Here is a 22933-nt window from a genome sequence, read left to right on the forward strand (position 1 = left end):
AGTAAACATTGTTTTACAATGCAAGACATTCTATCTATAATAATTTGTACCGCATTGTTAGACCAAGGAGATAATTATGGCAATAACACAAAATGCATCTTTTAGCTTTCGTTTATCAGAAAATTTAAAACAAGAGGCATTTAATGTAATTGAACATTACGGTTTTACCCCTTCACAGGTGTTTAATTTATTCTTAACAGAAATTGCGAATACAAAAACGATTCCAGTAAATCTTTCTTATTTGAAACCAAATGCTGAAACATTACGTGCTATGCAAGAAGCTGAAAATGGTGATGTTGATATCATTAGTGAAGCAAATTTCGAAGCCAATATTATGGAAAATCTATTAAAATCAGTGAAATAATGGATATGGGATCAGTTAAAACATTAAAAGTAACTGCAACTAAAACATTTCAACGAGATATTAAAAAGCTCACAGCTAAGCAACAATTCTCAGTAGAAATGACCGAGGTTTTGTATCTTTTACAAAGAAATCGACCGCTTCCAAAAAAATACTTAGATCACTCACTACAAGGTGAAATGCAAGGTTATCGTGACTGCCATATTTTTAACGATCTTGTGCTGATTTACCAAATTATTGATGACGAAGAACTAAAGCTCATTCGTATCGGTTCACATTCGGAAATTTCCTAATAGTTAAATGCCGTTTAAATCCACTTTAAACGGCATTTTCTTGTAGGGGTAAATCGCATTTGCTCTAAAACATCGCTGGAATATCAGGGCGAATGTAATTCGCCCCTACAGAAAGGTTATTTTTGAATTTCACCGCGGGTGCCGCCAAAGCCAAACACATCTTTTCCATCAAAGGAAACCTTACCACCAATTTCTTCTGCATTTTTGCCGAAGAAATCTAATGAGTAAGAGCCTGATTTATAGCTTTGTGTTGCAGTAGATGAAATACCTGCTCCAGAAATAGAGCCTTGTGCTAGTGCAATATCATTTCCTAAGCCTGTAATACTGCCTGAACCTGTTCTATCTGCGAAGTTTACCTCGTAAGATAAGTTCCCTTCTTTTGGTGAATCTACAAAGTCGTATTTATCACGAGTGCTACCAAACCATTCTTCAGTGCCTACTTTTTTATACTCTTGTGCTAAAGTGCCATTAAAGGCTTTACCAGTATATGTTGCAGTACCTTCAGTTGGAATTGCGGAAATTTCTGTTTTTAATCCTTTTACATTAATATCAGTAACTCGGTTATCTGAGAAGATATAGCCAGTGTTATTATTGTAAGATACTTGTCCATTATAATCGCCAATAACGACAGAATATTTTTGGTTATAAACCATATTACGAGAAATATTCTCGTTTGTTAGTCTATTGCTAATGCTTTTAGAACCACTGCCATCTCTATGTGTAATACTTCCTTCAGGATATGAATGAGAAGAAATACCTTTTAGTTGATCAATTTCTCGCTGTAATTTTTCTGCTTTATCTTGTTCAACAGCATTATTTAAAGCCGATTGCCACTCTGATTTATCAGTATTTAAATTCGATCCTGCAAATTTTTGAGCTTTATCATCATCTAAACCGGCCTGTTTAGCTAAAGCGGTCAATTCTTCTGTTAATTTAGCAATTCTTGCTTCTTCGGCTTTACGAGCTTCTTCAGCTTTACGAGCTTCTTCGGCTTTACGAGCTTCTTCAGCTTTACGAGCTTCTTCGGCTTTACGAGCTTCTTCGGCTTTACGAGCTTCTTCAGCTTTACGAGCTTCTTCGGCTTTACGAGCTTCTTCAGCTTTACGAGCTTCTTCAGCTTTACGAGTTTCTTCGGCTTTACGAGCTTCTTCGGCTTTACGAGCTTCTTCAGCTTTACGAGCTTCTTCGGCTTTACGAGCTTCTTCAGCTTTACGAGCTTCTTCAGCTTTACGAGCTTCTTCGGCTTTACGAGCTTCTTCGGCTTTACGAGCTTCTTCAGCTTTACGAGCTTCTTCAGCTTTACGAGTTTCTTCGGCTTTACGAGCTTCTTCAGCTTTACGAGCTTCTTCAGCTTTACGAGCTTCTTCAGCTTTACGAGCTTCTTCAGCTTTACGAGCTTCTTCAGCTTTACGAGCTTCTTCAGCTTTGCGAGCTTCTTCAGCTTTACGAGCTTCTTCAGCTTTGCGAGTTTCTTCAGCTTTCTTAGCATCATTTACTTGCTGACGACTTTGTTCATTTTGAGCGGTTGGTTGATTGGTGTTTAGTGTGCTTGAATTGCCACCACTACTTCCACAGCCTGTTAATACAGCTAAAAGTGCTGTTGCAATAGTTACATTTTTTAATTTCATAGAGCCTCAATAAATAAAAGTAGGAGAAAAAATCCAAAACCATTATAATTTGGCAAAAATTATGTACAATAAACCAACAGTTACAGTTAGTTACCTAATTAAGATAACAGTTTACCTTGAGAGGGCAATGTATGAAAATTAATGAGAAAATCCGTCAGTTACGCGAACAACACCAGTTATCGCAAGAAAATATGGCGGATAAATTAGGGATGTCAGTAACGGGATATGGGAAAATTGAACGAGGTGAAGTGCGTTCAAATCTATCTCGTTTAGAACAGATCTCTGAAGTATTTAATATGGATATTTGTGAGTTGCTCTCTATGGGGGGAGCTGAAAAAGTGTATTTTAATAATACAGTAACTGAATCAAGCAACTCAAATAATTTTTTGTTTGCAATTGGAAATGAAAATTTAGAAAAAACTATTCAACAATTACAATTAATATTAAGCCATAAAGATGAATTATTGGTTCAAAAAGATAAAATTATAAATGGGTTAGAAAGAGAAATTGCGTTATTAAGAAAATTAAAAGAAAATCAATGATTTAGTTTTTTATAAAGATAAGTAGCAGCTTATGGTGTAATTTTATTTGTTCTTCGTTTTAATAGCTAATATAAAGTTTGATGATTTCGTTTATTTATTCAAATTCCTTGCCATAAAAATATTCTTCTTTTCAGTCCAAGATTATAAAAAATCTGTACCTCAATTAGTTATTTAGCCTAACTTTTGGGGTACAGATTAATTGAATGATGTTTTTTGATATTTATATTATTAACCCACAACAAATGGCAAGTAGCCCGCACGAATCGCAAATGGAATGGATGTAATGATTACGCCTAATACCAATACGATAATTAAAGTTAGATTTCCTCCCCATACTTTGTATGGCAAATTGGTGTGAGCTCGACGAGCTTTCCAAACAAGACTAACTGGCAATACTACGGCATAGAATGCAAACATTTGACCTGCGTAGCCTAGCGCTAAAATAAAACCTTCAGGATAGAAAAGCGCAAAGACGAGTGGTGGAATGAACGTCATTAAGCCAAGTGAGATACGCCCTGCAGAAATATTAAAGGATCGTTTTAATAAATCTTCGATACATTCCAACAATCCAAGCCCTACGCCTAAGAAAGAAGTAACCAGCGCCAACGTTGAGAATAATTTTACCGCACCTGCGATAATGTTACTGCCAGTGATAGCAAGCGTTGCTTTTACTAAGCCATTTAAGGTGGCATCTTCTTTTAAGATTTGTAAGAACTCATTTTGTGTGAGCAAGCCGTGCGTCGACATTTGCCACAAAATATAAGCGCAAAGGGTAATTGCTGAACCCGCCAAAATAGAAATGCGTAATGCTTTTACGTTGCCATCTAAGTATTTATTTAAACTTGGAATCGAGCCGTGGAAACCAAATGCCGTGAAAAAGACAGGGCTTGCAGAGATAATTAAAGCGTTATCAATTGGCGTCGCCATTAAGTTATCAAATTTGATTTCTGGCAACATTAAGCTTAACACCACGGCAAAGGCTGTAAGCATCACAAAAAATAACACGCGATTAATTTTATCTACGCTATGTGTGCCGATGACAATAAATGAACCAAAAATAACGGTAAATAATAAGATGCTAACTTTATCGCCAAAACTTTCTGGTAATAAATCTTTTAGTAGTGAACCGCCACCGCTGACATAAGCGGCAATTAATGCGTACAAGAAAATAATTAGCACTGCCGTGGCAATAATGCGTCCTGCTTTACCAAAATATTGTTCAGCGAGTGTACCGATACCCGCATCACTTTCCGCAGTTTGATAGAGCTCAACGAATAAAAGAGCGCTAAAAGTTAATAATGCCCAAAGCCCTAATAATAAGACTAAAGTAAAGCCGAATCCGATACCAGCGGAAGTGAGTGGCATTGCCAACATTCCCGCTCCAATCATCGTACCGGCAACGAGAAGTGTGCTGCCTACAGTTTTGTTCATTTTTGTTCCCTTATAGTGTAATGCAAAATTTACATTGATTGTATTTTAAAATTTACATCATGTAAATAACAGAATACAAAATATCTTTATTATTTACCGCACTTTTCTTTTCCCTTTCTGTGTTCATCTCGTTAAAATACTTAGCGAATCAACTAAGACAAAGCTAAGACAAAATAGGAGAGCTTATGATTTACAGTATGACCGCCTTTGCACGCCTTGAAGTGAAAAAAGATTGGGGCGATGCAGTATGGGAAATTCGTTCCGTCAATCAACGTTATTTAGAAAACTTTTTTCGTTTGCCAGAGCAATTCCGAGGATTAGAAAACACATTGCGTGAGAAACTTCGTCAAAATCTTACTCGCGGTAAAATTGAATGTTCTTTGCGCATTGAAACGAAAAAACAAACAAATGCAGAATTGAATTTAAATAAAGAGCTTGCGAATCAAGTGATTCAATCTTTGCAATGGATTAAAAGCCAAGCTGGAGAAGGTGAAATTAATTTGACAGACGTGTTGCGTTACCCTGGTGTGGTGGAAGCGCAAGAGCAAGACTTAGATTCGATTAGTCAAGATTTGTTGACAGCCTTTGATGATTTGCTGACAGATTTTATTGCAATGCGTGGTCGTGAAGGGGAAAAACTGAACGACATTATTCAACAACGCTTAGATGCCATTACGGTGGAAGCGGATAAAGTGCGGTCACAAATGCCGGCAGTTTTACAATGGCAACGTGAACGTTTATTGCAGCGTTTTGAAGATGCTCAAGTGAATCTTGATCCGCAACGTGTGGAACAAGAAATGATTTTATTGGCTCAACGCGTTGATGTAGCGGAAGAGCTCGATCGTTTACAAATGCATGTGAAAGAAACCACGAATATTTTGAAAAAAGGCGGTGCGGTTGGGCGTAAATTAGACTTTATGATGCAAGAATTGAATCGTGAATCGAATACGCTTGCGTCCAAATCCATTAATGCGGATATCACGGCTTCTGCGGTTGAGCTAAAAGTGCTTATCGAACAAATGCGTGAGCAAATTCAGAATTTAGAATAGGAAAGTAGAATGTCTCAATTTATTTCTCTTACTCAATATCAACTGATTGAGGCACATGGTGCGGATGCAGAAAAATATTTGCAAGGGCAGTTAACCACGGATGTTGTTCGATTAGCAAGTGGCGCAACAACACTTACAGCTCACTGCGATCCAAAAGGTAAAATGAATGCAATTTACCGTTTGTTTAAAGTAAGTAGTGAACAATTCTTTTTGCTGATTAAGAAAGATATATTGCCAAGTGGGCTAGATGCCTTGAAAAAATATGCGGTATTTTCAAAAGTTAGTTTTGATTTACGTGATTGGCAAATCATTGGCGTGATAGGTGAAAAATGTGGAAAAATTACACCGCACTTTTCATGGGAAATTGATGGGCAACGTTCAATTTTATTGAATGAAGCCGAATTACCAGTGAATTTTAATGGTAATGAAAAAATTTGGGATGTAGCCGATATTCAATCGGGATTGCCAAATTTAAGCTCACAAACGCAAAATGAATTTATCCCACAAGCGCTAAATTTACAGGTAATTGAGCAAGCCATTTCTTTTACTAAAGGTTGCTATATTGGGCAAGAAACCGTAGCTCGTGCGAAATATCGTGGTGCGAATAAACGCTCAATGTTTGTCTTTAAAGCTCAAACCCAGCAGGAAGTGGAAATTGGCAGTGAAATCGAAATGCAGATTGAATCTAATTGGCGAAAAACCGGCACGATTACAAGTGCGGTTAATTTAGATGGTGTTTTATGGTTGCAAGTTGTGATGAATAACGACACGACAGCTCAACAAAAATTTCGCTTACTAAATGGGGTAGCGCTAGAGTATGTCGTATTGCCTTACTCACTGGGTGAATAAGGCAGTTTAAAAAAACAGGTGATCGAGTTGATTTTATCGATCACCTATTTTTTTATTTGGCTTCAGGTAAATTGATTGCGCCTTCATAGCCTAATTGTCGCCAAGCTTCATAAACCGTTACTGCGACTGAATTAGACAAGTTCATACTGCGACTATTGGCTGTCATTGGAATACGGATTTTTTGTTCCATCGGCATTTCATTTAAAATTGACATTGGAATACCACGAGTTTCTGGGCCAAACATTAAATAATCACCAAGTTCAAACTTCACTTGGCTATGTGCTGGACTGCCTTTTGTTGTAAGTGCAAAGAGACGTTTGGGTTTTTCGCTTTCTAAAAAGGCTTCAAAAGTCTTGTGGCGTTTGATTTCCGCAAATTCGTGATAATCCAAACCTGAGCGGCGTAAGCGTTTATCATCCCAAGTGAAACCTAGCGGTTCAATTAAGTGCAAGCGAAATCCTGTATTGGCGCAAAGGCGGATAATATTGCCCGTATTTTGGGGAATTTCTGGTTCGTATAAAACAATATCTAACATAATTTTTTCTCTAATTTTGATATAAACGATAACTCACCATTCCTGTCGTTTTTTCTTTCAATAACGTCCAGTTTTGAGGTGTGATGAGTGGTTTATCTTTCTCTGTTTCTACGTAAATTAACGCATTGGGTTTTAGCCAATTATTTTCACAAAGCAAATTAATTGCTTGTTCTGCCAAATTAAAATGAAAGGGTGGATCTAAAAACACGATATCAAAGTGCGGTTGATTTTGTGGCTGTTTTAGAAAATCCAAACTACTTTGATTAATCACTGTAGCCTGTTCTGATGAGCATTTGAGCGTTTGCAAATTCTTTTTTAATTGATTGGCGACGGTTTTATCTAATTCTAAAAAAGTCACCTTTTTCGCTTGGCGAGAAAGTGCTTCAAAACCTAATGAACCACTTCCCGCAAAGCCATCTAAACATTCAGACTGATGGATATAAGGCATTAACCAATTAAAAAGCGTTTCTTTCACTCTATCGCCAGTCGGGCGTAAGCCTTCTGAATTTAATACTGGAAGTTTTCGCCCTCGCCATAGCCCAGCAATAATGCGAACCTCGCCCTTTGCATTTGGCGTTTGTATTTTTTTCATAAAGATTCGATTTTTATTGAAAATTGTGCTTAGTTTAGACGATTTTTTGCTAGAATAAACGACATTTTTATCGGATTACAGTTAAGAGAGCATTTTATGGCTGAAGAAAATAAAAAAGGCGGATTTTGGGCGTCGTTATTTGGGCGTAATAAAAAGCAAGATGAACCTAAAATTGAGCCGACAATTGAAGAAGAAAAGATTAAAGATATCGAGCCATCTATTGAAAAACTTGAAACTCATGATTTAGTTGAAGAACCGTCTGAATTAGAGGCAGTAGAAAGTGCGGTGGATTCTAAGCCGTTTTTAGCTGAAAGTATTGAGACGAATGAAATAGTTGAAGAAGAAAAAATACAGGAAATTTCAACCGAATTTGAGCCAGTCGAAGAAATCATCGAATTAAAAAATTTAGAAGATGATCTTCCGGTTACAGAAGCCGTGGTTGAATCTGAAATTGTTGAAGATATTAAAGATGAGCTTCAGCCTGTTGTTGAAATTGAAACTCGCGAAAAGCCAAGTGAAGGGGGCTTTTTTAGTCGTTTAGTTAAGGGATTACTGAAAACCAAACAAAATATTGGCGCAGGTTTTCGTAGTTTTTTCTTAGGAAAGAAAATTGATGACGAGTTGTTTGAAGAATTAGAAGAACAACTTTTGATTGCGGATATTGGCGTGCCGACAACAAGTAAAATCATCAAAAATTTGACTGAACATGCAAGTCACAAAGAATTACAAGATGCTGAGCTTTTATATCAACAATTAAAAGCAGAAATGGCGGATATTCTTGAGCCAGTGGCACAGCCTCTTGTGATTGATACTACGAAGAAACCTTATGTTATTTTAATGGTGGGCGTAAATGGCGTAGGTAAAACGACGACAATTGGTAAGCTTGCACGTAAATTTCAGGCTGAAGGAAAATCGGTGATGCTTGCGGCGGGCGATACTTTCCGTGCGGCGGCTGTTGAGCAGCTTCAAGTTTGGGGAGAACGCAATCACATTCCAGTTGTTGCGCAAAGCACTGGCTCTGATTCTGCATCGGTGATTTTTGATGCGATGCAATCAGCGGCTGCACGCAATATTGATATTCTTATTGCGGATACAGCGGGTCGTCTACAAAATAAAAATAACTTAATGGACGAACTGAAAAAAATTGTTCGTGTTATGAAAAAATATGATGAAACTGCGCCACATGAAATTATGCTTACGCTGGATGCTGGGACAGGACAAAATGCTGTTAGCCAAGCGAAGTTATTTAATGAGGCTGTCGGTTTAACAGGGATCTCTCTAACTAAATTAGATGGCACGGCAAAAGGCGGCGTGATTTTTGCCATAGCCGATCAGTTTAAGTTGCCTATTCGCTATATCGGTGTAGGTGAGAAAATTGAAGATTTACGTGAGTTTAATGCCAAAGAATTTATTGAGGCATTATTCGTTCATGAAGAAGAATAAAAAGAATAAGGAAAAATTGTGATTAAGTTCTCAAATGTTTCTAAAGCCTATCATGGTGCAACGCAGCCCGCGTTACAAGGCTTGAATTTTCATCTTCCAGTGGGAAGTATGACTTACTTAGTTGGGCATTCAGGCGCAGGGAAAAGTACATTACTCAAGCTTATTATGGGGATGGAAAAAGCCAACGCGGGTCAAATTTGGTTTAACGGACACGATATTACTCGCTTGTCAAAATATGAAATTCCATTTTTGCGTCGCCAAATTGGTATGGTTCACCAAGATTATCGTTTATTAACAGATCGTACGGTGGTGGAAAATGTGGCATTGCCATTGATTATTGCAGGTATGCATCCAAAAGATGCGCATACACGTGCGATGGCATCTTTAGATCGTGTAGGGTTGCGTAATAAAGCGCACTATTTGCCACCACAAATTTCTGGAGGGGAGCAGCAACGCGTTGATATTGCACGTGCGATTGTGCATAAACCTCAACTCTTACTAGCGGATGAACCAACGGGTAATTTAGACGATGAACTTTCTTTAGGCATTTTTAATTTGTTTGAAGAATTTAATCGCCTCGGAATGACCGTGTTAATTGCTACTCACGACATTAATTTAATTCAACAAAAACCAAAACCTTGTCTTGTACTTGAACAAGGTTATTTACGTTATTAAGGAATAATCATGAGCCGACCAACGGATGCATCCTTTTTTGTTCAAATAGCCTATACTTTGCGTGCAGTATGGACGGATTTATGGCAACGTAAATTTGGCACGCTGCTCACGATTTTGGTGATTGCTGTATCTCTGACAATCCCAACCGTGAGCTATTTAATGTGGAAAAATTTACATTTAGCAACCACTCAATTTTATCCTGAAAGTGAATTGACGATTTATCTTCATAAGAATTTAAGTGAAGAAGATGCGAATTTAGTGGTAGAGAAAATCCGTCAACAAGATGGAGTGGAATCACTGAATTATGTCTCTCGCCAAGAAAGTTTAAAGGAATTTAAAAGCTGGTCTGGCTTTGGTGAAGAATTAGAAATTCTAGATGATAATCCATTACCTGCGGTCGTTATGGTAAAACCAACGAGCGACTTTAATGTTTCAGAAAAACGTGATGAGTTACGTACCAATTTAACTAAAATTAAAGGGGTACAAGAAGTTCGCTTGGATAACGACTGGATGGAAAAATTAACCGCACTTTCTTGGTTAATTGCCCATGTGGCAATTTTCTGTACTGTATTAATGACGATAGCGGTATTTTTGGTTATTGGTAACAGCATTCGCTCTGATGTGTACAGTAGCCGATCAAGTATTGATGTGATGAAATTGCTTGGTGCAACAGATCAATTTATTCTTCGTCCTTATCTTTATACAGGGATGATTTATGCGGTGTTAGGCGGGTTAGTTGCAGCAATTTTTAGTAGCTTTATTATCAGCTATTTTACTTCTGCAGTGAAATATGTAACGGATATTTTTGCCGTTCAATTCAGTTTGAATGGATTAGGCGTTGGCGAATTTGTATTCTTATTAGTGTGCTGTTTAATTATGGGATATGTTGGTGCGTGGATTGTAGCAAAACGACATATTACGCTATTAGATAACCATCATTAATTTTAATATGTGAAGTGCGGTGATTTTTCTAAGTGTTCGATGAGAAAATATGGTGATAAATGACCGCACTTTTTATTTGCTTTGAATAAATCCCTTGCAATTTGTTTAACTTTTGTGTAGTATTTGCAGGCTTTCAATGTGAAAGCCGTTTAATGTAATCATTTATTAAACGTGCATGACGATATGTCACGCTAAACAATGTTTCCGATTTGGAGACTATATAACAGGTAACTTGCACCTCCTTTTCTATTTTGAAGTTAGAATTGTGATTGGTGTTAGTTTTTTATTAGCTAAATTTTATTGGAGCTCTGGTCTAATGCAGAACCAAAGAATCCGTATCCGCTTAAAAGCTTTCGATCACCGTTTGATCGATCAATCTACTGCGGAGATCGTAGAAACAGCTAAACGTACTGGTGCACAAGTTCGTGGTCCAATTCCTTTACCAACTCGTAAAGAGCGTTTCACCGTGTTGATTTCTCCACACGTAAACAAAGACGCACGTGACCAATACGAAATTCGTACTCACAAACGTTTAGTAGATATCGTAGAGCCAACAGAAAAAACTGTTGATGCATTAATGCGTTTAGATTTGGCTGCCGGCGTGGACGTGCAGATCAGCCTAGGTTAATTAAGAGGTTATTACAATGATTGGTTTAGTCGGTCGTAAAGTTGGTATGACCCGTATCTTCAATGAAGACGGTGTTTCTGTACCAGTTACCGTTATCGAAATCGAAGCCAACCGCGTAACTCAAGTTAAAACTCTTGAAAACGATGGCTATACTGCAGTTCAAGTTACTACTGGTTCTAAAAAAGCGAATCGTGTAACTAAACCTGAAGCAGGCCATTTCGTGAAAGCAGGTGTTGAAGCTGGTCGCGGTTTATGGGAATTTCGTACTGAAGGTGAAGAATTCACTTTAGGTCAAGAAATCAATGTTGACATCTTTGCAGATGTTAAAAAAGTAGATGTTACCGGTACTTCTAAAGGTAAAGGTTTCCAAGGTGGTGTTAAACGTTGGAACTTCCGTACTCAAGATGCGACTCATGGTAACTCTTTATCACATCGTGTACTTGGTTCTATTGGTCAAAACCAAACTCCAGGTCGTGTGTTTAAAGGTAAAAAAATGGCAGGACATTTAGGTGCTGAACGTGTAACTGTTCAATCACTTGAAGTTGTTCGTGTAGATGCTGAGCGTAAATTGCTATTAGTAAAAGGTTCTGTACCTGGTGCTATCAATGGCGATGTTATCGTTAAGCCAGCAGTTAAAGCATAAGTCTAGGAGATAGAGATGGAATTACAAGTTGTAGGTGCAAACGCACTAACTGTTTCTGAAACTACCTTCGGACGTGAGTTTAACGAAGCGTTGATCCACCAAGTTGTTGTTGCTTATGCAGCAGGTGCGCGTCAAGGTACTCGTGCGCAAAAAACTCGTGCTGAAGTGTCTGGTTCAGGTAAAAAACCTTGGCGTCAAAAAGGTACAGGTCGTGCTCGTGCTGGTGATATCAAATCACCAATCTGGCGTTCTGGTGGTATAACCTTCGCGGCTAAACCACAAGATCACAGCCAAAAAGTGAACAAGAAAATGTACCGTGGTGCTATCAAAAGCATTCTTTCTGAATTAGTTCGTCAAGACCGTTTGGTTGTTGTTGAAAAATTCGAATTAGATGCACCAAAAACTAAAGTTTTAGTACAAAAATTAAAAGATTTAGCAGTTGAAGATGCATTAATTATCACAGCAAGTTTAGATGAAAATCTATTCTTAGCAGCACGTAACTTATACAAAGTTGATGTACGTGATGTTCAAGGTATCGATCCAGTTAGCTTAATCGCTTTCGATAAAGTGATTGTTACTGTTGACGCTGTGAAACAAATTGAGGAGATCCTAGCATGAGTCAAGAACGTTTGCTAAGCGTGCTACGTGCACCGCACATCTCTGAAAAAGCAACTAACAATGCTGAAAAATCTAACACTGTTGTACTTAAAGTTGCTTTAGATGCGAACAAAGCTGAAATTGCTGCTGCTGTTGCTCAATTATTTGAAGTAAAAGTTGACTCTGTTCGTACCGTGGTTGTTAAAGGTAAAACTAAACGCCGTGGTAGCAAAATGGGTCGTCGCAGCGACTGGAAAAAAGCTTATGTAACTTTAGCCGAAGGCCAAAACTTGGACTTCGTGGACAGTGCAGAGTAATCGGAGGAAATTAGAGAATGGCTATCGTTAAATGTAAGCCGACCTCCGCTGGTCGTCGTCACGTTGTTAAAATCGTGAACCCTGAATTACACAAGGGTAAACCTTACGCACCTCTTCTAGATACTAAGTCTAAAACTGGTGGTCGTAACAACTATGGTCGTATTACTACTCGTCACATTGGTGGCGGTCACAAACAACACTACCGTTTAATCGATTTCAAACGTAACAAGTTAGACATCCCAGCGGTTGTTGAGCGTTTAGAATATGATCCAAACCGTTCTGCTAACATTGCTTTAGTGCTTTATAAAGATGGTGAACGCCGTTATATCTTAGCACCTAAAGGTCTGTCAGTAGGCGATCAAATCCAAGCTGGCGTAAACTCACCAATTAAAGTGGGTAACTCATTACCAATGCGTAATATCCCAGTTGGTTCAACAGTACATAACGTTGAATTAAAACCAGGTAAAGGCGGTCAAATCGCTCGTTCTGCTGGTGCTTATGTACAAATCATCGCACGTGAAGGCAACTATGTAACTTTACGTTTACGTTCTGGCGAAATGCGTAAAGTATTAGCTGAATGTGTTGCAACAATCGGTGAAGTTGGTAACTCAGAACATATGCTTCGCGTATTGGGTAAAGCTGGTGCTAACCGCTGGAGAGGTATTCGCCCTACAGTTCGTGGTACTGCAATGAACCCAGTAGATCACCCACATGGTGGTGGTGAAGGTCGTAACTTTGGTAAACACCCAGTAACTCCTTGGGGCGTTCAAACCAAAGGTAAGAAAACTCGTCACAACAAACGTACTGATAAATATATCGTACGTCGTCGTGGCAAATAATAGATTAAATTAAAGAGGATTAGCCATGCCACGTTCTCTCAAGAAGGGTCCTTTCCTTGACCTACACTTGTTGAAGAAGGTAGAGAAGGCGGTGGAAAGCGGGGATAAAAAACCAATCAAAACTTGGTCCCGTCGTTCAATGATCATTCCATCAATGATCGGATTGACCATCGCAGTCCATAATGGTCGTCAGCACGTTCCTGTTTATGTATCTGATGAAATGATCGGTCATAAGCTTGGTGAATTTGCACCGACTCGTACATACCGCGGTCACGCGGCAGATAAGAAAGCTAAGAAATAAGAGGTAAATAGATGGAAACTATCGCAAAACATCGTTACGCTCGCACTTCTGCCCAAAAAGCTCGCTTAGTTGCCGATTTAATTCGTGGTAAAAAAGTTGCGCAAGCATTAGAAATCTTAACTTTCACTAACAAAAAAGCAGCAGCTTTAGTGAAGAAAGTTTTAGAGTCAGCTATTGCAAACGCAGAGCACAATGACGGTGCAGATATCGATGATCTTAAAGTTGCTAAAATCTTCGTTGATGAAGGTCCTAGCATGAAACGTGTTATGCCACGTGCTAAAGGTCGTGCAGATCGTATTTTAAAACGTACTAGCCACATTACTGTGGTTGTGTCAGATCGTTAATAAGTAGAGGAATAGCAATGGGTCAAAAAGTACATCCACATGGTATTCGCCTAGGTATTGTTAAACCTTGGAGCTCTACTTGGTTCGCGAATACACAAGACTTCGCTGACAATCTTGAAGGCGATTTCAAAGTACGCAAATTCTTAAATAAAGAATTAGCAAATGCTTCAGTTTCACGTATTACTATTGAGCGTCCAGCTAAAAGTATTCGTGTAACTATTCACACAGCTCGTCCTGGTATCGTAATCGGTAAAAAAGGCGAAGATGTTGAAAAATTACGTAACGCAGTGTCTAAAATCGCTGGTGTTCCTGCTCAAATCAACATTGCTGAAGTGAAAAAACCTGAATTAGATGCGAAATTAGTTGCAGATAGCATCGCTTCTCAATTAGAACGTCGCGTAATGTTCCGTCGTGCAATGAAACGTGCGGTACAAAGCGCAATGCGTTTAGGTGCTAAAGGTATCAAAGTTGAGGTTAGTGGTCGTTTAGGTGGTGCAGAAATCGCACGTTCAGAATGGTATCGTGAAGGTCGTGTACCTCTACATACTCTTCGTGCGGACATCGATTATAACACTGCAGAAGCTCATACAACTTACGGCGTAATCGGCGTTAAAGTATGGATCTTCAAAGGTGAAATTCTTGGTGGAATGGCTGCCGTTGCGCAATCAGAACAACAACCTGCCGACAAGCCTAAAAAGGCTCCTCGCGGTAAAGGTCGTAAGTAAGGAGAAACGCTAAATGTTGCAACCAAAACGTACAAAATTCCGTAAAGTTCACAAAGGCCGCAACCGTGGTATCGCGGGCGGTACTGAAGTTAGCTTCGGTACTTACGGTTTAAAAGCAGTTGGTCGTTGTCGTTTAACCGCTCGTCAAATCGAAGCGGCACGTCGTGCAATGTCACGTGCAGTAAAACGTCAAGGTAAAATCTGGATTCGTGTATTCCCAGATAAACCAATTACTGAAAAACCATTAGAAGTCCGTATGGGTAAAGGTAAAGGTAACGTTGAGTACTGGGTAGCCTTAATCCAACCGGGTAAAGTGCTTTATGAAATGGATGGTGTGTCTGAAGAAGTAGCAAGAAACGCATTTGCATTAGCAGCTGCTAAATTGCCAGTTAAGACCACTTTCGTAACTAAGACGGTGATGTAATGAAAGCTCAAGATTTACGTACAAAAAGTGTTGAAGAGCTGAATGCTGAATTAGTAAACCTTTTAGGTGAACAATTCAAGTTGCGTATGCAGACAGCCACCGGTCAGCTTCAACAAACCCATCAGGCTAAACAAGTGCGTCGTGATATTGCACGTGTAAAAACTGTATTAACCGAAAAGGCGGGTGAGTAATGACTGATAAAATTCGTAGCGTACAAGGTAAAGTTGTTAGCGACAAAATGGAAAAATCTTTCGTTGTTGCTATTGAACGTAAGGTAAAACACCCTTTATATGGTAAATTTATCCGTCGTACAACTAAATTACACGTACACGATGAGAACAATGAAGCCAAAGTTGGTGATACTGTAGAGATTCGCGAATGTCGCCCTCTATCAAAAACCAAATCTTGGACTTTAGTTCGTGTTGTTGAGAAAGCGGTAATCGCTTAATTCACAATGTAACAATAAAAGGCCAATGGTTAATTCCATTGGCTTTTTTACATTTAAGTATTGTAAATTTCAACCGCACTTTTAGTAAATGGGTTTAGAGGATAAAGGTAAATTATCATTGCCTTTCTCTTTTTCTTTTGATAAAATCCGCTACCTATCCGCCGTTCTATCCGAGTAGTGCGGATAGGTTCGTCCCGAAAGGGTGTTTTTTTAATCTTAACGGAGCACTAATATGATCCAAGAACAGACTATGCTGGATGTTGCTGATAATTCAGGCGCTCGCAGCGTAATGTGTATCAAGGTTCTAGGTGGATCGCACCGTCGTTATGCTGCGATTGGTGACATCATCAAAATTACTGTAAAAGAAGCAATTCCACGCGGTAAAGTAAAAAAAGGTGATGTATTAAAAGCAGTTGTTGTGCGCACCAAGAAGGGTGTTCGTCGCCCAGATGGCTCAGTTATTCGTTTCGATGGTAACGCTTGTGTAATTTTAAATAATAACACTGAGCAACCAATCGGTACTCGTATTTTTGGACCAGTGACTCGTGAACTTCGTTCTGAGAAATTCATGAAGATCATTTCTTTAGCTCCAGAAGTACTGTAAGGGGAATGTAATGGCTGCTAAAATCCGTCAAAATGATGAAGTAATTGTTCTTACTGGTAAAGATAAGGGCAAACGTGGCAAGGTAACTAAAGTGTTACCAAACGGTAAAGTGTTTGTTGAAGGTATCAACATTATTACTAAACATGAAAAACCAGTTCCTGCATTAGGAAAAGCTGGTGGTTTAGTGAAAAAAGAAGCTGCAATTGACGTTTCAAATGTTGCGATTTTCAATCCTAAAACAAATAAAGCTGACCGTGTAGGTTTTAGATTCGAAGACGGCAAAAAAGTACGTTTCTTCAAATCTAACAATGAAATTATCTAACAAACTGGAGTAATGCGATGGCGAAACTGCATGATTACTACAGAGATCAAGTAGTAAGCGAATTAAAAAATAAATTCGGCTACAAATCTGTCATGCAAGTCCCACGAATCGAAAAGATTACCCTGAATATGGGTGTGGGTGAAGCATTGACCGACAAAAAATTGCTAGACAACGCAGTAGCGGACTTAGCAGCAATCAGCGGTCAAAAACCTTTAGTAACTAAAGCTCGTAAATCTGTTGCTGGCTTTAAAATCCGTCAGGGATATCCAATCGGTTGTAAAGTAACACTACGCGGTGAGCGTATGTGGGAGTTCTTTGAACGTTTAATTACAATTGCTGTTCCACGTATTCGTGACTTCCGCGGTTTAAGCGCGAAATCATTCGATGGTCGTGGTAACTATAGCATGGGTGTGCGTGAACAAATCATCTTCCCTGAAATCGATTACGATAAAGTAGATCGTGTACGTGGTTTAGATATCACTATCACAACTACTGCTAAGAATGATGAAGAAGGTCAAGCACTACTTGCTGCCTTTAATTTCCCATTCCGTAAATAAGGCAGGTTATAATGGCTAAACAATCAATGAAAGCACGCGATGTAAAACGCGTTAAATTGGCTGAAAAATTCTACGCAAAACGTGTTGAATTAAAGAAAATCATTTCTGATGTCAATGCCTCTGATGAAGATCGTTGGGATGCAGTGTTAAAGTTACAAACTTTACCACGTGATTCTAGCCCATCTCGTCAACGTAACCGTTGCCGCCAAACTGGACGTCCTCATGGCGTTTTACGTAAGTTTGGTTTAAGCCGAATTAAGGTTCGTGAAGCTGCAATGCGCGGTGAAATCCCAGGCCTTAAAAAAGCGAGCTGGTAATATACCACTTTATTTTGGAATCGGAGAAAAAGTACAATGAGTATGCAAGATCCAATCGCAGATATGCTGACCCGTATTCGTAACGGTCAAGCTGCGAACAAAGTTGCAATCAATATGCCTTCTTCCAAGCTAAAAGTGGCAATTGCCAACGTATTAGCTGCTGAAGGTTATATCGAAAGCGTAAAAGTTTTAGAAGGTGCTAAACCTGAATTGGAAATTACTTTAAAATATTTCCAAGGCAAACCAGTTGTAGAAAGCATCCAACGTGTAAGTCGTCCTGGTCTTCGTATTTACAAACGTAAAGATGAATTACCAAAAGTTATGGGCGGTTTAGGTGTTGCAGTTATTTCTACATCTAAAGGTGTTATGACTGACCGCGCTGCTCGTCAAGCAGGTTTAGGCGGTGAGATCATCTGTTATGTAGCTTAATAGAGAGGTAGGAAAATGTCTCGTGTTGCAAAGGCACCTGTTAATATTCCTGCCGGCGTTGAAGTTAAACTCGACGGTCAGCTATTAACAGTAAAAGGTAAAAATGGCGAGTTATCTCGCACAATTCATGAATCAGTTGAAGTAAAACAAGATAACGGACAATTTACGTTCACTCCACGTGAAGGTTTTGTTGAAGCAAATGCTCAATCGGGTACTGCTCGTGCATTAGTTAATGCTATGGTTATCGGTGTTACTGAAGGTTTCACTAAAAAATTAGTATTGGTGGGTGTAGGTTACAGAGCTCAACTTAAAGGCAATGCAATTGCATTAAGTTTAGGCTATTCTCACCCAGTAGAGCACACTTTGCCGGCAGGTATTACTGCAGAATGTCCATCTCAAACCGAAATCGTGTTGAAAGGTGCAGACAAACAGTTGATCGGTCAAGTTGCAGCAGATATTCGTGCTTATCGCCGTCCTGAACCTTATAAAGGTAAAGGGGTACGTTACGCTGATGAAGTGGTACGTATCAAAGAGGCTAAGAAGAAATAATTAAGGTAACACTATGGATAAGAAATCAGCTCGTATCCGTCGTGCAGCTCGTGCTCGTCATATGATGAGAGAGCAAGGTGTAACTCGTTTAGTTATTCACCGCACTCCACGTCATATTTATGCACAAGTTATTGCACCAAACGGTTCAGAAGTGCTTGCCGCTGCTTCAACTGTTGAGAAAGCAATTCGTGAGCAAGTAAAATACACCGGTAATAAAGATGCTGCTGCTGCAGTAGGTAAAGCTGTTGCAGAACGCGCATTAGCAAAAGGCGTTCAAGCTGTTGCTTTTGATCGTTCCGGTTTTAAATATCATGGTCGTGTCCAAACTTTAGCGGACGCTGCACGTGAAGCTGGTCTACAGTTCTAATGAGGTAAATTGAGATGTCAAACATCGAAAAACAAGTTGGTGAACTGCAAGAGAAGCTAATCGCAGTAAACCGTGTATCAAAAACTGTAAAAGGTGGTCGTATTATGAGTTTCACTGCATTAACTGTGGTGGGCGATGGTAATGGCCGAGTAGGTTTTGGTTATGGTAAAGCACGCGAAGTTCCAGCAGCGATCCAAAAAGCAATGGAAAAAGCACGTCGTAATATGATTAACGTTGCTTTGAATGAAGGTACATTACAGCATCCAGTTAAAGGTGTTCATACTGGTTCACGTGTATTTATGCAACCAGCAAGCGAAGGTACAGGTATCATCGCTGGTGGTGCAATGCGTGCAGTATTGGAAGTTGCAGGTGTACGTAACGTTCTTTCTAAAGCGTATGGTTCTACCAACCCAATTAACGTTGTTCGTGCAACTATTGATGCGTTAGCAAACATGAAATCACCAGAAATGGTTGCTGCAAAACGCGGTAAAACTGTTGATGAAATCTTGGGGTAATGAATAATGGCTAAAACTATTAAAGTAACACAAGTTCGTAGCTCAATTGCTCGTTTACCGAAGCATAAAGCTACCTTGCGTGGTCTTGGTCTTCGCCATATGCACCACACTGTTGAGTTAATTGATACGCCTGCAGTACGTGGTATGATTAACCAAGTTTCATACATGGTTAAAGTGGAGGAGTAAGAGATGCGTTTAAATACTCTATCTCCGGCTGAAGGTGCAAAGCATAGCGTTAAACGCCTCGGTCGTGGTATTGGTTCAGGTTTAGGCAAGACTGGTGGCCGTGGTCATAAAGGTCAAAAATCTCGTACTGGTGGCGGTGTTCGTCGCGGTTTCGAAGGTGGTCAAATGCCGTTATACCGTCGTTTACCAAAATTTGGTTTTACTTCAATGAAGGCTGCAGTAACTGCAGAAGTTCGTTTGAATGAGTTAACCAAAGTTGAAGGTAATGTAGTAACCTTAGAAACATTAAAAGCAGCAAATATCTTAACTAAAGATATCCAATTCGCTAAAGTAGTTTTAGCGGGTGAAGTGAAATCTGCAGTAACAGTTCGTGGTTTGCGTGTAACTAAGGGTGCAAAAGCAGCAATTGAAGCTGCTGGCGGTTCAGTTGAGGAATAATTAGCAAATGGCTAAACAACCAGGTTATCAAGCAAGAAGTACTAATAGCGGTAAAGGTGAATTAAAAAGCCGATTACTTTTCGTTTTAGGTGCGCTTATCGTTTACCGAATTGGTTCTTTCATTCCGGTTCCTGGTATTGATGCGGCTGTGCTAGCTCAATTAGTTGAACAACAAAAAGGCACCATCATTGACATGTTTAACATGTTCTCTGGTGGTGCATTAAGCCGTGCATCTATCTTAGCATTAGGTATTATGCCGTATATCTCGGCATCTATTGTAATTCAGTTGCTTGCAACGGTTTCTCCTGCTTTAGCAGAATTAAAGAAAGAAGGTGCTGCTGGTCAACGTAAAATTTCTAAGTATACTCGGTATGCGACAGTTGTTTTTGCGACCATTCAGGCAGTAGCTATTTCAACAGGTTTACCAAATATGTTACCTGGCTTAGTGCCAAATGTTGGATTTGGCTTTTACTTCACTTCAGTTGTTAGCTTAGTAACTGGAACTATGTTCCTCATGTGGTTAGGTGAACAAATTACTGAAAGAGGTATTGGTAACGGTATTTCAATTCTTGTTTTTGGCGGTATCGTAGCTGGTTTACCATCAGCTATACTTCAAACTATTGAGCAGGCTCGTCAAGGACAGATGCATCCATTAGTGCTTCTTCTGATCGCAGCTATTGTATTTGCAGTAACTTATTTCGTTGTTTTTGTTGAAAGAGGACAGCGCAGAATTCGCGTTGAATATGCAAAGCGTCAACAAGGTCGTCAAATTTTAGGTGGTCATTCGACACATTTACCATTGAAAGTAAATATGGCAAACGTAATGCCGGCAATTTTTGCCTCAAGTATTATTTTATTTCCAGCTACCTTAACTCAATGGTTTGGACAAAATGATAAGTTTGAGTGGTTAAATAACTTATCTATGTTGTTGAATCCTGGTCAGCCTCTTTATTTACTTGTTTATGCTGTAGCAATTATTTTCTTTAGCTTCTTTTACACTGCAATGCAGTATAATCCGCGAGATACAGCAGATAATCTAAAAAAATCTGGTGCATTTATTCCAGGAATTAGACCAGGGGAACAAACCTCTCGTTATATTGATAAAGTTATGACTCGTCTTACACTGATTGGCGGTCTTTATGTAACGTTTGTGTGTTTAGTTCCTTATATTATGACATCGGCTTGGGATGTTAAATTTTACTTCGGTGGAACATCTCTTTTAATTGTAGTCGTTGTAATTATGGATTTCATCGTGCAGGTTCAGAGTCACTTAATGTCGTCTCAATATGAGTCTGCGTTGAAAAAAGCAAACCTTAAAGGTTTTGGACAATAATTGTTCATTTAGTAGAAAAGGATAAGCAATGAAAGTTCGTGCTTCCGTAAAGAAAATGTGTCGTAACTGTAAAATTGTTAAACGTGAAGGTGTTGTACGTGTATTGTGCAGCGATCCTAAGCATAAACAACGTCAAGGTTAATTCATATTTTTTCTTGCAAAGAACCAGTTGAGCAGTTATACTGCTCAACTCATTTATGTCCTTGGTATTCTGTTTGAGTATCCTGAAAACGGGCTTTTCAAGATCAGAATACCAAATTAGTTAAAATAATAGGAGTGCATAGTGGCCCGTATTGCAGGCATTAACATTCCTGATCACAAACACGCTGTAATCGCTTTAACTGCAATTTACGGTATTGGTAAGACTCGTTCAAAAGCTATTTGTGCTGCAGCGGGTATTGCTGAAGATGTTAAGATCAGAGAATTGTCTGAAGAGCAGATTGACAAACTGCGTGACGAAGTTGGTAAATTTACCGTTGAAGGTGATTTACGTCGTGAAGTAACACTAAACATCAAACGTCTTTTAGACTTAGGTTGTTATCGTGGTTTACGTCACCGTCGTAGTTTACCGGTACGTGGTCAACGTACTAAAACTAATGCGCGTACCCGTAAGGGTCCACGTAAGCCGATCAAAAAATAGTCGGGGTAAATAAAGAATGGCTAAAACACCAGTTCGTGCACGTAAACGTGTAAAAAAACAAGTCGTAGATGGCGTAGCACATATTCACGCATCTTTCAATAATACAATCGTTACTATTACTGACCGTCAAGGTAACGCTCTAGCATGGGCGACTGCAGGTGGTTCAGGTTTCCGTGGTTCTCGTAAATCTACCCCGTTCGCTGCGCAAGTTGCTGCTGAACGTTGTGCTGAAATTGTTAAAGAATTCGGCTTAAAGAACTTGGAAGTTATGGTTAAAGGTCCGGGTCCAGGTCGTGAATCTACAATTCGCGCGTTAAACGCAGCGGGTTTCCGTATCACGAATATTACTGATGTGACTCCGATTCCTCATAACGGTTGTCGTCCACCGAAAAAACGTCGCGTTTAAGACGTATATAGGATAGTTGGAGAAAGAAAATGGCAAGATATTTGGGTCCAAAACTCAAGCTCAGCCGTCGTGAAGGTACTGATTTATTTCTTAAATCAGGCGTGCGTGCGATTGATTCAAAATGTAAAATTGATACAGCACCTGGTCAACATGGTGCTCGTAAACCGCGTTTGTCTGACTATGGTAGTCAATTACGTGAAAAACAAAAAGTTCGTCGTATCTATGGTATTTTAGAACGTCAATTCCGTAACTACTATAAAGAAGCAAACCGTTTAAAAGGTAACACTGGTGAAAATTTATTAGTGTTATTAGAAGGTAGATTGGATAACGTTGTTTATCGCATGGGATTTGCTGCAACTCGTGCAGAAGCTCGCCAATTAGTGAGCCATAAAGCGATTGTTGTAAATGGTCGTGTTGTTAACATTCCATCTTTCCAAGTTTCTGTAAATGATGTTGTTGCTGTTCGTGAGAAATCTAAAAAACAAGCACGTATTAAAGCATCATTAGAATTAGCAGAACAAAGAGAAAAACCAACATGGTTAGAAGTTGATTCTGCAAAAATGGAAGGTGTGTTCAAACGTGTTCCTGAGCGTTCTGATTTATCAGCAGATATTAACGAACATCTGATCGTTGAGCTTTACTCTAAATAATAGTTAAGCTTAAA

General features: G+C 39.2%; 38 protein-coding genes. 34 read left to right on the forward strand and 4 right to left on the reverse strand.

Translation table 11 applies throughout. From position 1 onward, the window contains the following. Nucleotides 1–76 precede the first annotated feature (76 nt). Nucleotides 77–364, forward strand: coding sequence for a type II toxin-antitoxin system RelB/DinJ family antitoxin (locus KP712_RS08255; protein ID WP_048953174.1), 288 nt, complete (start codon nucleotides 77–79; stop codon nucleotides 362–364). Next, the gene (locus KP712_RS08260; protein ID WP_048953175.1) at nucleotides 364–654 is read left to right on the forward strand and encodes a type II toxin-antitoxin system YafQ family toxin; all 291 of its coding nucleotides are present in this window, start codon (nucleotides 364–366) and stop codon (nucleotides 652–654) included. The genes KP712_RS08255 and KP712_RS08260 overlap by 1 nt, the downstream gene beginning before the upstream one ends. A gap of 116 nt (nucleotides 655–770) precedes the next feature. Here the strand turns inward: KP712_RS08260 and KP712_RS08265 are convergent, their stop codons facing one another. Continuing rightward, nucleotides 771–2282, reverse strand: a complete 1512-nt coding sequence (locus KP712_RS08265; RefSeq protein ID WP_215770813.1) for a transferrin-binding protein-like solute binding protein — start codon at nucleotides 2280–2282, stop codon at nucleotides 771–773. Between the two features lie 131 nt (nucleotides 2283–2413). Between KP712_RS08265 and KP712_RS08270 the strand changes: the two genes are divergently transcribed. Beyond that, nucleotides 2414–2824, forward strand: a complete 411-nt coding sequence (locus tag KP712_RS08270; protein WP_048952540.1) for a helix-turn-helix domain-containing protein — start codon at nucleotides 2414–2416, stop codon at nucleotides 2822–2824. Nucleotides 2825–3052: 228 nt separating this feature from the next. On the opposite strand, the gene KP712_RS08275 is transcribed toward KP712_RS08270, so the two are convergent. After that, complete coding sequence (locus tag KP712_RS08275) at nucleotides 3053–4255, reverse strand: aromatic amino acid transporter (protein WP_048952541.1); 1203 nt, start codon at nucleotides 4253–4255, stop codon at nucleotides 3053–3055. Between the two features lie 185 nt (nucleotides 4256–4440). Between KP712_RS08275 and KP712_RS08280 the strand changes: the two genes are divergently transcribed. Then, on the forward strand, nucleotides 4441–5304 hold the full coding sequence (locus tag KP712_RS08280; protein ID WP_048952542.1) for a YicC/YloC family endoribonuclease: 864 nt from the start codon (nucleotides 4441–4443) through the stop codon (nucleotides 5302–5304). Nucleotides 5305–5313: 9 nt separating this feature from the next. Next, entirely contained in the window at nucleotides 5314–6153 is an 840-nt protein-coding gene (locus tag KP712_RS08285) for a folate-binding protein YgfZ (RefSeq protein WP_048952543.1), read from the forward strand. 52 nt (nucleotides 6154–6205) lie between these two features. Here KP712_RS08285 and trmL read toward each other — a convergent pair whose 3' ends face one another. Together trmL and rsmD are read right to left on the reverse strand one after the other, a co-directional pair. Continuing rightward, nucleotides 6206–6688 (reverse strand): tRNA (uridine(34)/cytosine(34)/5-carboxymethylaminomethyluridine(34)-2'-O)-methyltransferase TrmL, encoded by a 483-nt coding sequence (trmL, locus tag KP712_RS08290; protein ID WP_048952544.1) that lies wholly within the window; start codon nucleotides 6686–6688, stop codon nucleotides 6206–6208. Between the two features lie 10 nt (nucleotides 6689–6698). Beyond that, a complete protein-coding gene (gene rsmD, locus KP712_RS08295) occupies nucleotides 6699–7280 on the reverse strand; it encodes a 16S rRNA (guanine(966)-N(2))-methyltransferase RsmD (protein ID WP_048952545.1) in 582 nt (193 codons plus the stop codon). Between the two features lie 96 nt (nucleotides 7281–7376). On the opposite strand from rsmD, the gene ftsY reads away from it, so the two are divergent. The 29 genes from ftsY (at nucleotide 7377) to rpsD (ending at nucleotide 22919) form a co-directional block, all read left to right on the forward strand. Next, nucleotides 7377–8723, forward strand: coding sequence for a signal recognition particle-docking protein FtsY (gene ftsY, locus KP712_RS08300; protein ID WP_165818760.1), 1347 nt, complete (start codon nucleotides 7377–7379; stop codon nucleotides 8721–8723). An 18-nt stretch (nucleotides 8724–8741) separates the two neighbouring features. Then, a complete protein-coding gene (ftsE, locus tag KP712_RS08305; RefSeq protein ID WP_005635730.1) occupies nucleotides 8742–9398 on the forward strand; it encodes a cell division ATP-binding protein FtsE in 657 nt (218 codons plus the stop codon). Between the two features lie 9 nt (nucleotides 9399–9407). Next, nucleotides 9408–10340, forward strand: coding sequence for a permease-like cell division protein FtsX (gene ftsX, locus KP712_RS08310; RefSeq protein ID WP_048952547.1), 933 nt, complete (start codon nucleotides 9408–9410; stop codon nucleotides 10338–10340). Between the two features lie 316 nt (nucleotides 10341–10656). Next, nucleotides 10657–10968, forward strand: a complete 312-nt coding sequence (gene rpsJ / locus KP712_RS08315) for a 30S ribosomal protein S10 (protein ID WP_001181005.1) — start codon at nucleotides 10657–10659, stop codon at nucleotides 10966–10968. Between the two features lie 16 nt (nucleotides 10969–10984). Next, complete coding sequence (gene rplC / locus KP712_RS08320; protein WP_005632753.1) at nucleotides 10985–11611, forward strand: 50S ribosomal protein L3; 627 nt, start codon at nucleotides 10985–10987, stop codon at nucleotides 11609–11611. Between the two features lie 15 nt (nucleotides 11612–11626). Next, nucleotides 11627–12229: a 50S ribosomal protein L4 gene (gene rplD, locus KP712_RS08325; protein ID WP_005625901.1), complete on the forward strand. Its 603-nt coding sequence runs from the start codon at nucleotides 11627–11629 to the stop codon at nucleotides 12227–12229. Further along, nucleotides 12226–12525, forward strand: coding sequence for a 50S ribosomal protein L23 (gene rplW / locus KP712_RS08330; RefSeq protein WP_005625900.1), 300 nt, complete (start codon nucleotides 12226–12228; stop codon nucleotides 12523–12525). Before rplD ends, rplW begins: the two co-directional genes overlap by 4 nt. Nucleotides 12526–12542: 17 nt before the next feature. Continuing rightward, entirely contained in the window at nucleotides 12543–13364 is an 822-nt protein-coding gene (gene rplB / locus KP712_RS08335; RefSeq protein ID WP_005625898.1) for a 50S ribosomal protein L2, read from the forward strand. 25 nt (nucleotides 13365–13389) lie between these two features. Further along, on the forward strand, nucleotides 13390–13665 hold the full coding sequence (gene rpsS / locus KP712_RS08340; protein WP_005539416.1) for a 30S ribosomal protein S19: 276 nt from the start codon (nucleotides 13390–13392) through the stop codon (nucleotides 13663–13665). Between the two features lie 11 nt (nucleotides 13666–13676). Beyond that, nucleotides 13677–14009 carry a 50S ribosomal protein L22 gene (rplV, locus tag KP712_RS08345; RefSeq protein ID WP_005625897.1) on the forward strand — a complete coding sequence of 111 codons (333 nt, stop codon included), beginning with the start codon at nucleotides 13677–13679 and terminating at the stop codon, nucleotides 14007–14009. Nucleotides 14010–14026: 17 nt separating this feature from the next. Beyond that, entirely contained in the window at nucleotides 14027–14734 is a 708-nt protein-coding gene (gene rpsC / locus KP712_RS08350; RefSeq protein ID WP_005625894.1) for a 30S ribosomal protein S3, read from the forward strand. Between the two features lie 13 nt (nucleotides 14735–14747). Then, nucleotides 14748–15158, forward strand: a complete 411-nt coding sequence (gene rplP, locus KP712_RS08355; protein ID WP_005625890.1) for a 50S ribosomal protein L16 — start codon at nucleotides 14748–14750, stop codon at nucleotides 15156–15158. After that, complete coding sequence (gene rpmC, locus KP712_RS08360) at nucleotides 15158–15349, forward strand: 50S ribosomal protein L29 (protein WP_005625888.1); 192 nt, start codon at nucleotides 15158–15160, stop codon at nucleotides 15347–15349. Before rplP ends, rpmC begins: the two co-directional genes overlap by 1 nt. After that, a complete protein-coding gene (gene rpsQ, locus KP712_RS08365; RefSeq protein ID WP_005625886.1) occupies nucleotides 15349–15606 on the forward strand; it encodes a 30S ribosomal protein S17 in 258 nt (85 codons plus the stop codon). The genes rpmC and rpsQ overlap by 1 nt, the downstream gene beginning before the upstream one ends. Nucleotides 15607–15838: 232 nt before the next feature. Then, a complete protein-coding gene (rplN, locus tag KP712_RS08370; RefSeq protein WP_005548786.1) occupies nucleotides 15839–16210 on the forward strand; it encodes a 50S ribosomal protein L14 in 372 nt (123 codons plus the stop codon). 10 nt (nucleotides 16211–16220) lie between these two features. After that, nucleotides 16221–16532, forward strand: coding sequence for a 50S ribosomal protein L24 (gene rplX / locus KP712_RS08375; RefSeq protein WP_048952548.1), 312 nt, complete (start codon nucleotides 16221–16223; stop codon nucleotides 16530–16532). A 17-nt stretch (nucleotides 16533–16549) separates the two neighbouring features. Continuing rightward, nucleotides 16550–17089, forward strand: coding sequence for a 50S ribosomal protein L5 (gene rplE / locus KP712_RS08380; RefSeq protein WP_005625881.1), 540 nt, complete (start codon nucleotides 16550–16552; stop codon nucleotides 17087–17089). A gap of 11 nt (nucleotides 17090–17100) precedes the next feature. Next, nucleotides 17101–17406: a 30S ribosomal protein S14 gene (gene rpsN, locus KP712_RS08385; RefSeq protein ID WP_005625879.1), complete on the forward strand. Its 306-nt coding sequence runs from the start codon at nucleotides 17101–17103 to the stop codon at nucleotides 17404–17406. A 36-nt stretch (nucleotides 17407–17442) separates the two neighbouring features. Next, the gene (gene rpsH, locus KP712_RS08390) at nucleotides 17443–17835 is read left to right on the forward strand and encodes a 30S ribosomal protein S8 (protein WP_005625877.1); all 393 of its coding nucleotides are present in this window, start codon (nucleotides 17443–17445) and stop codon (nucleotides 17833–17835) included. Nucleotides 17836–17850: 15 nt separating this feature from the next. Next, nucleotides 17851–18384 (forward strand): 50S ribosomal protein L6, encoded by a 534-nt coding sequence (rplF, locus tag KP712_RS08395; protein WP_009500767.1) that lies wholly within the window; start codon nucleotides 17851–17853, stop codon nucleotides 18382–18384. 13 nt (nucleotides 18385–18397) lie between these two features. Next, nucleotides 18398–18751, forward strand: a complete 354-nt coding sequence (gene rplR / locus KP712_RS08400; protein WP_005625873.1) for a 50S ribosomal protein L18 — start codon at nucleotides 18398–18400, stop codon at nucleotides 18749–18751. Nucleotides 18752–18765: 14 nt separating this feature from the next. Then, nucleotides 18766–19266 (forward strand): 30S ribosomal protein S5, encoded by a 501-nt coding sequence (gene rpsE / locus KP712_RS08405; protein ID WP_005625871.1) that lies wholly within the window; start codon nucleotides 18766–18768, stop codon nucleotides 19264–19266. A 6-nt stretch (nucleotides 19267–19272) separates the two neighbouring features. After that, nucleotides 19273–19452 carry a 50S ribosomal protein L30 gene (rpmD, locus tag KP712_RS08410; RefSeq protein WP_005543631.1) on the forward strand — a complete coding sequence of 60 codons (180 nt, stop codon included), beginning with the start codon at nucleotides 19273–19275 and terminating at the stop codon, nucleotides 19450–19452. A gap of 3 nt (nucleotides 19453–19455) precedes the next feature. Continuing rightward, on the forward strand, nucleotides 19456–19890 hold the full coding sequence (rplO, locus tag KP712_RS08415) for a 50S ribosomal protein L15 (RefSeq protein WP_048952549.1): 435 nt from the start codon (nucleotides 19456–19458) through the stop codon (nucleotides 19888–19890). Between the two features lie 7 nt (nucleotides 19891–19897). Next, a complete protein-coding gene (secY, locus tag KP712_RS08420) occupies nucleotides 19898–21223 on the forward strand; it encodes a preprotein translocase subunit SecY (protein WP_005625869.1) in 1326 nt (441 codons plus the stop codon). 28 nt (nucleotides 21224–21251) lie between these two features. Beyond that, the gene (gene rpmJ, locus KP712_RS08425; RefSeq protein WP_005625868.1) at nucleotides 21252–21365 is read left to right on the forward strand and encodes a 50S ribosomal protein L36; all 114 of its coding nucleotides are present in this window, start codon (nucleotides 21252–21254) and stop codon (nucleotides 21363–21365) included. A gap of 141 nt (nucleotides 21366–21506) precedes the next feature. Then, nucleotides 21507–21863 (forward strand): 30S ribosomal protein S13, encoded by a 357-nt coding sequence (gene rpsM / locus KP712_RS08430; protein WP_005625867.1) that lies wholly within the window; start codon nucleotides 21507–21509, stop codon nucleotides 21861–21863. Between the two features lie 16 nt (nucleotides 21864–21879). Then, nucleotides 21880–22269 (forward strand): 30S ribosomal protein S11, encoded by a 390-nt coding sequence (gene rpsK / locus KP712_RS08435; RefSeq protein WP_005543603.1) that lies wholly within the window; start codon nucleotides 21880–21882, stop codon nucleotides 22267–22269. 29 nt (nucleotides 22270–22298) lie between these two features. Continuing rightward, entirely contained in the window at nucleotides 22299–22919 is a 621-nt protein-coding gene (gene rpsD, locus KP712_RS08440) for a 30S ribosomal protein S4 (RefSeq protein WP_005625866.1), read from the forward strand. Nucleotides 22920–22933 lie beyond the last annotated feature (14 nt).

It is taken from the genome of Haemophilus sp. SZY H68 (assembly GCF_018829685.1).
Taxonomy (GTDB): domain Bacteria; phylum Pseudomonadota; class Gammaproteobacteria; order Enterobacterales; family Pasteurellaceae; genus Haemophilus; species Haemophilus haemolyticus_K.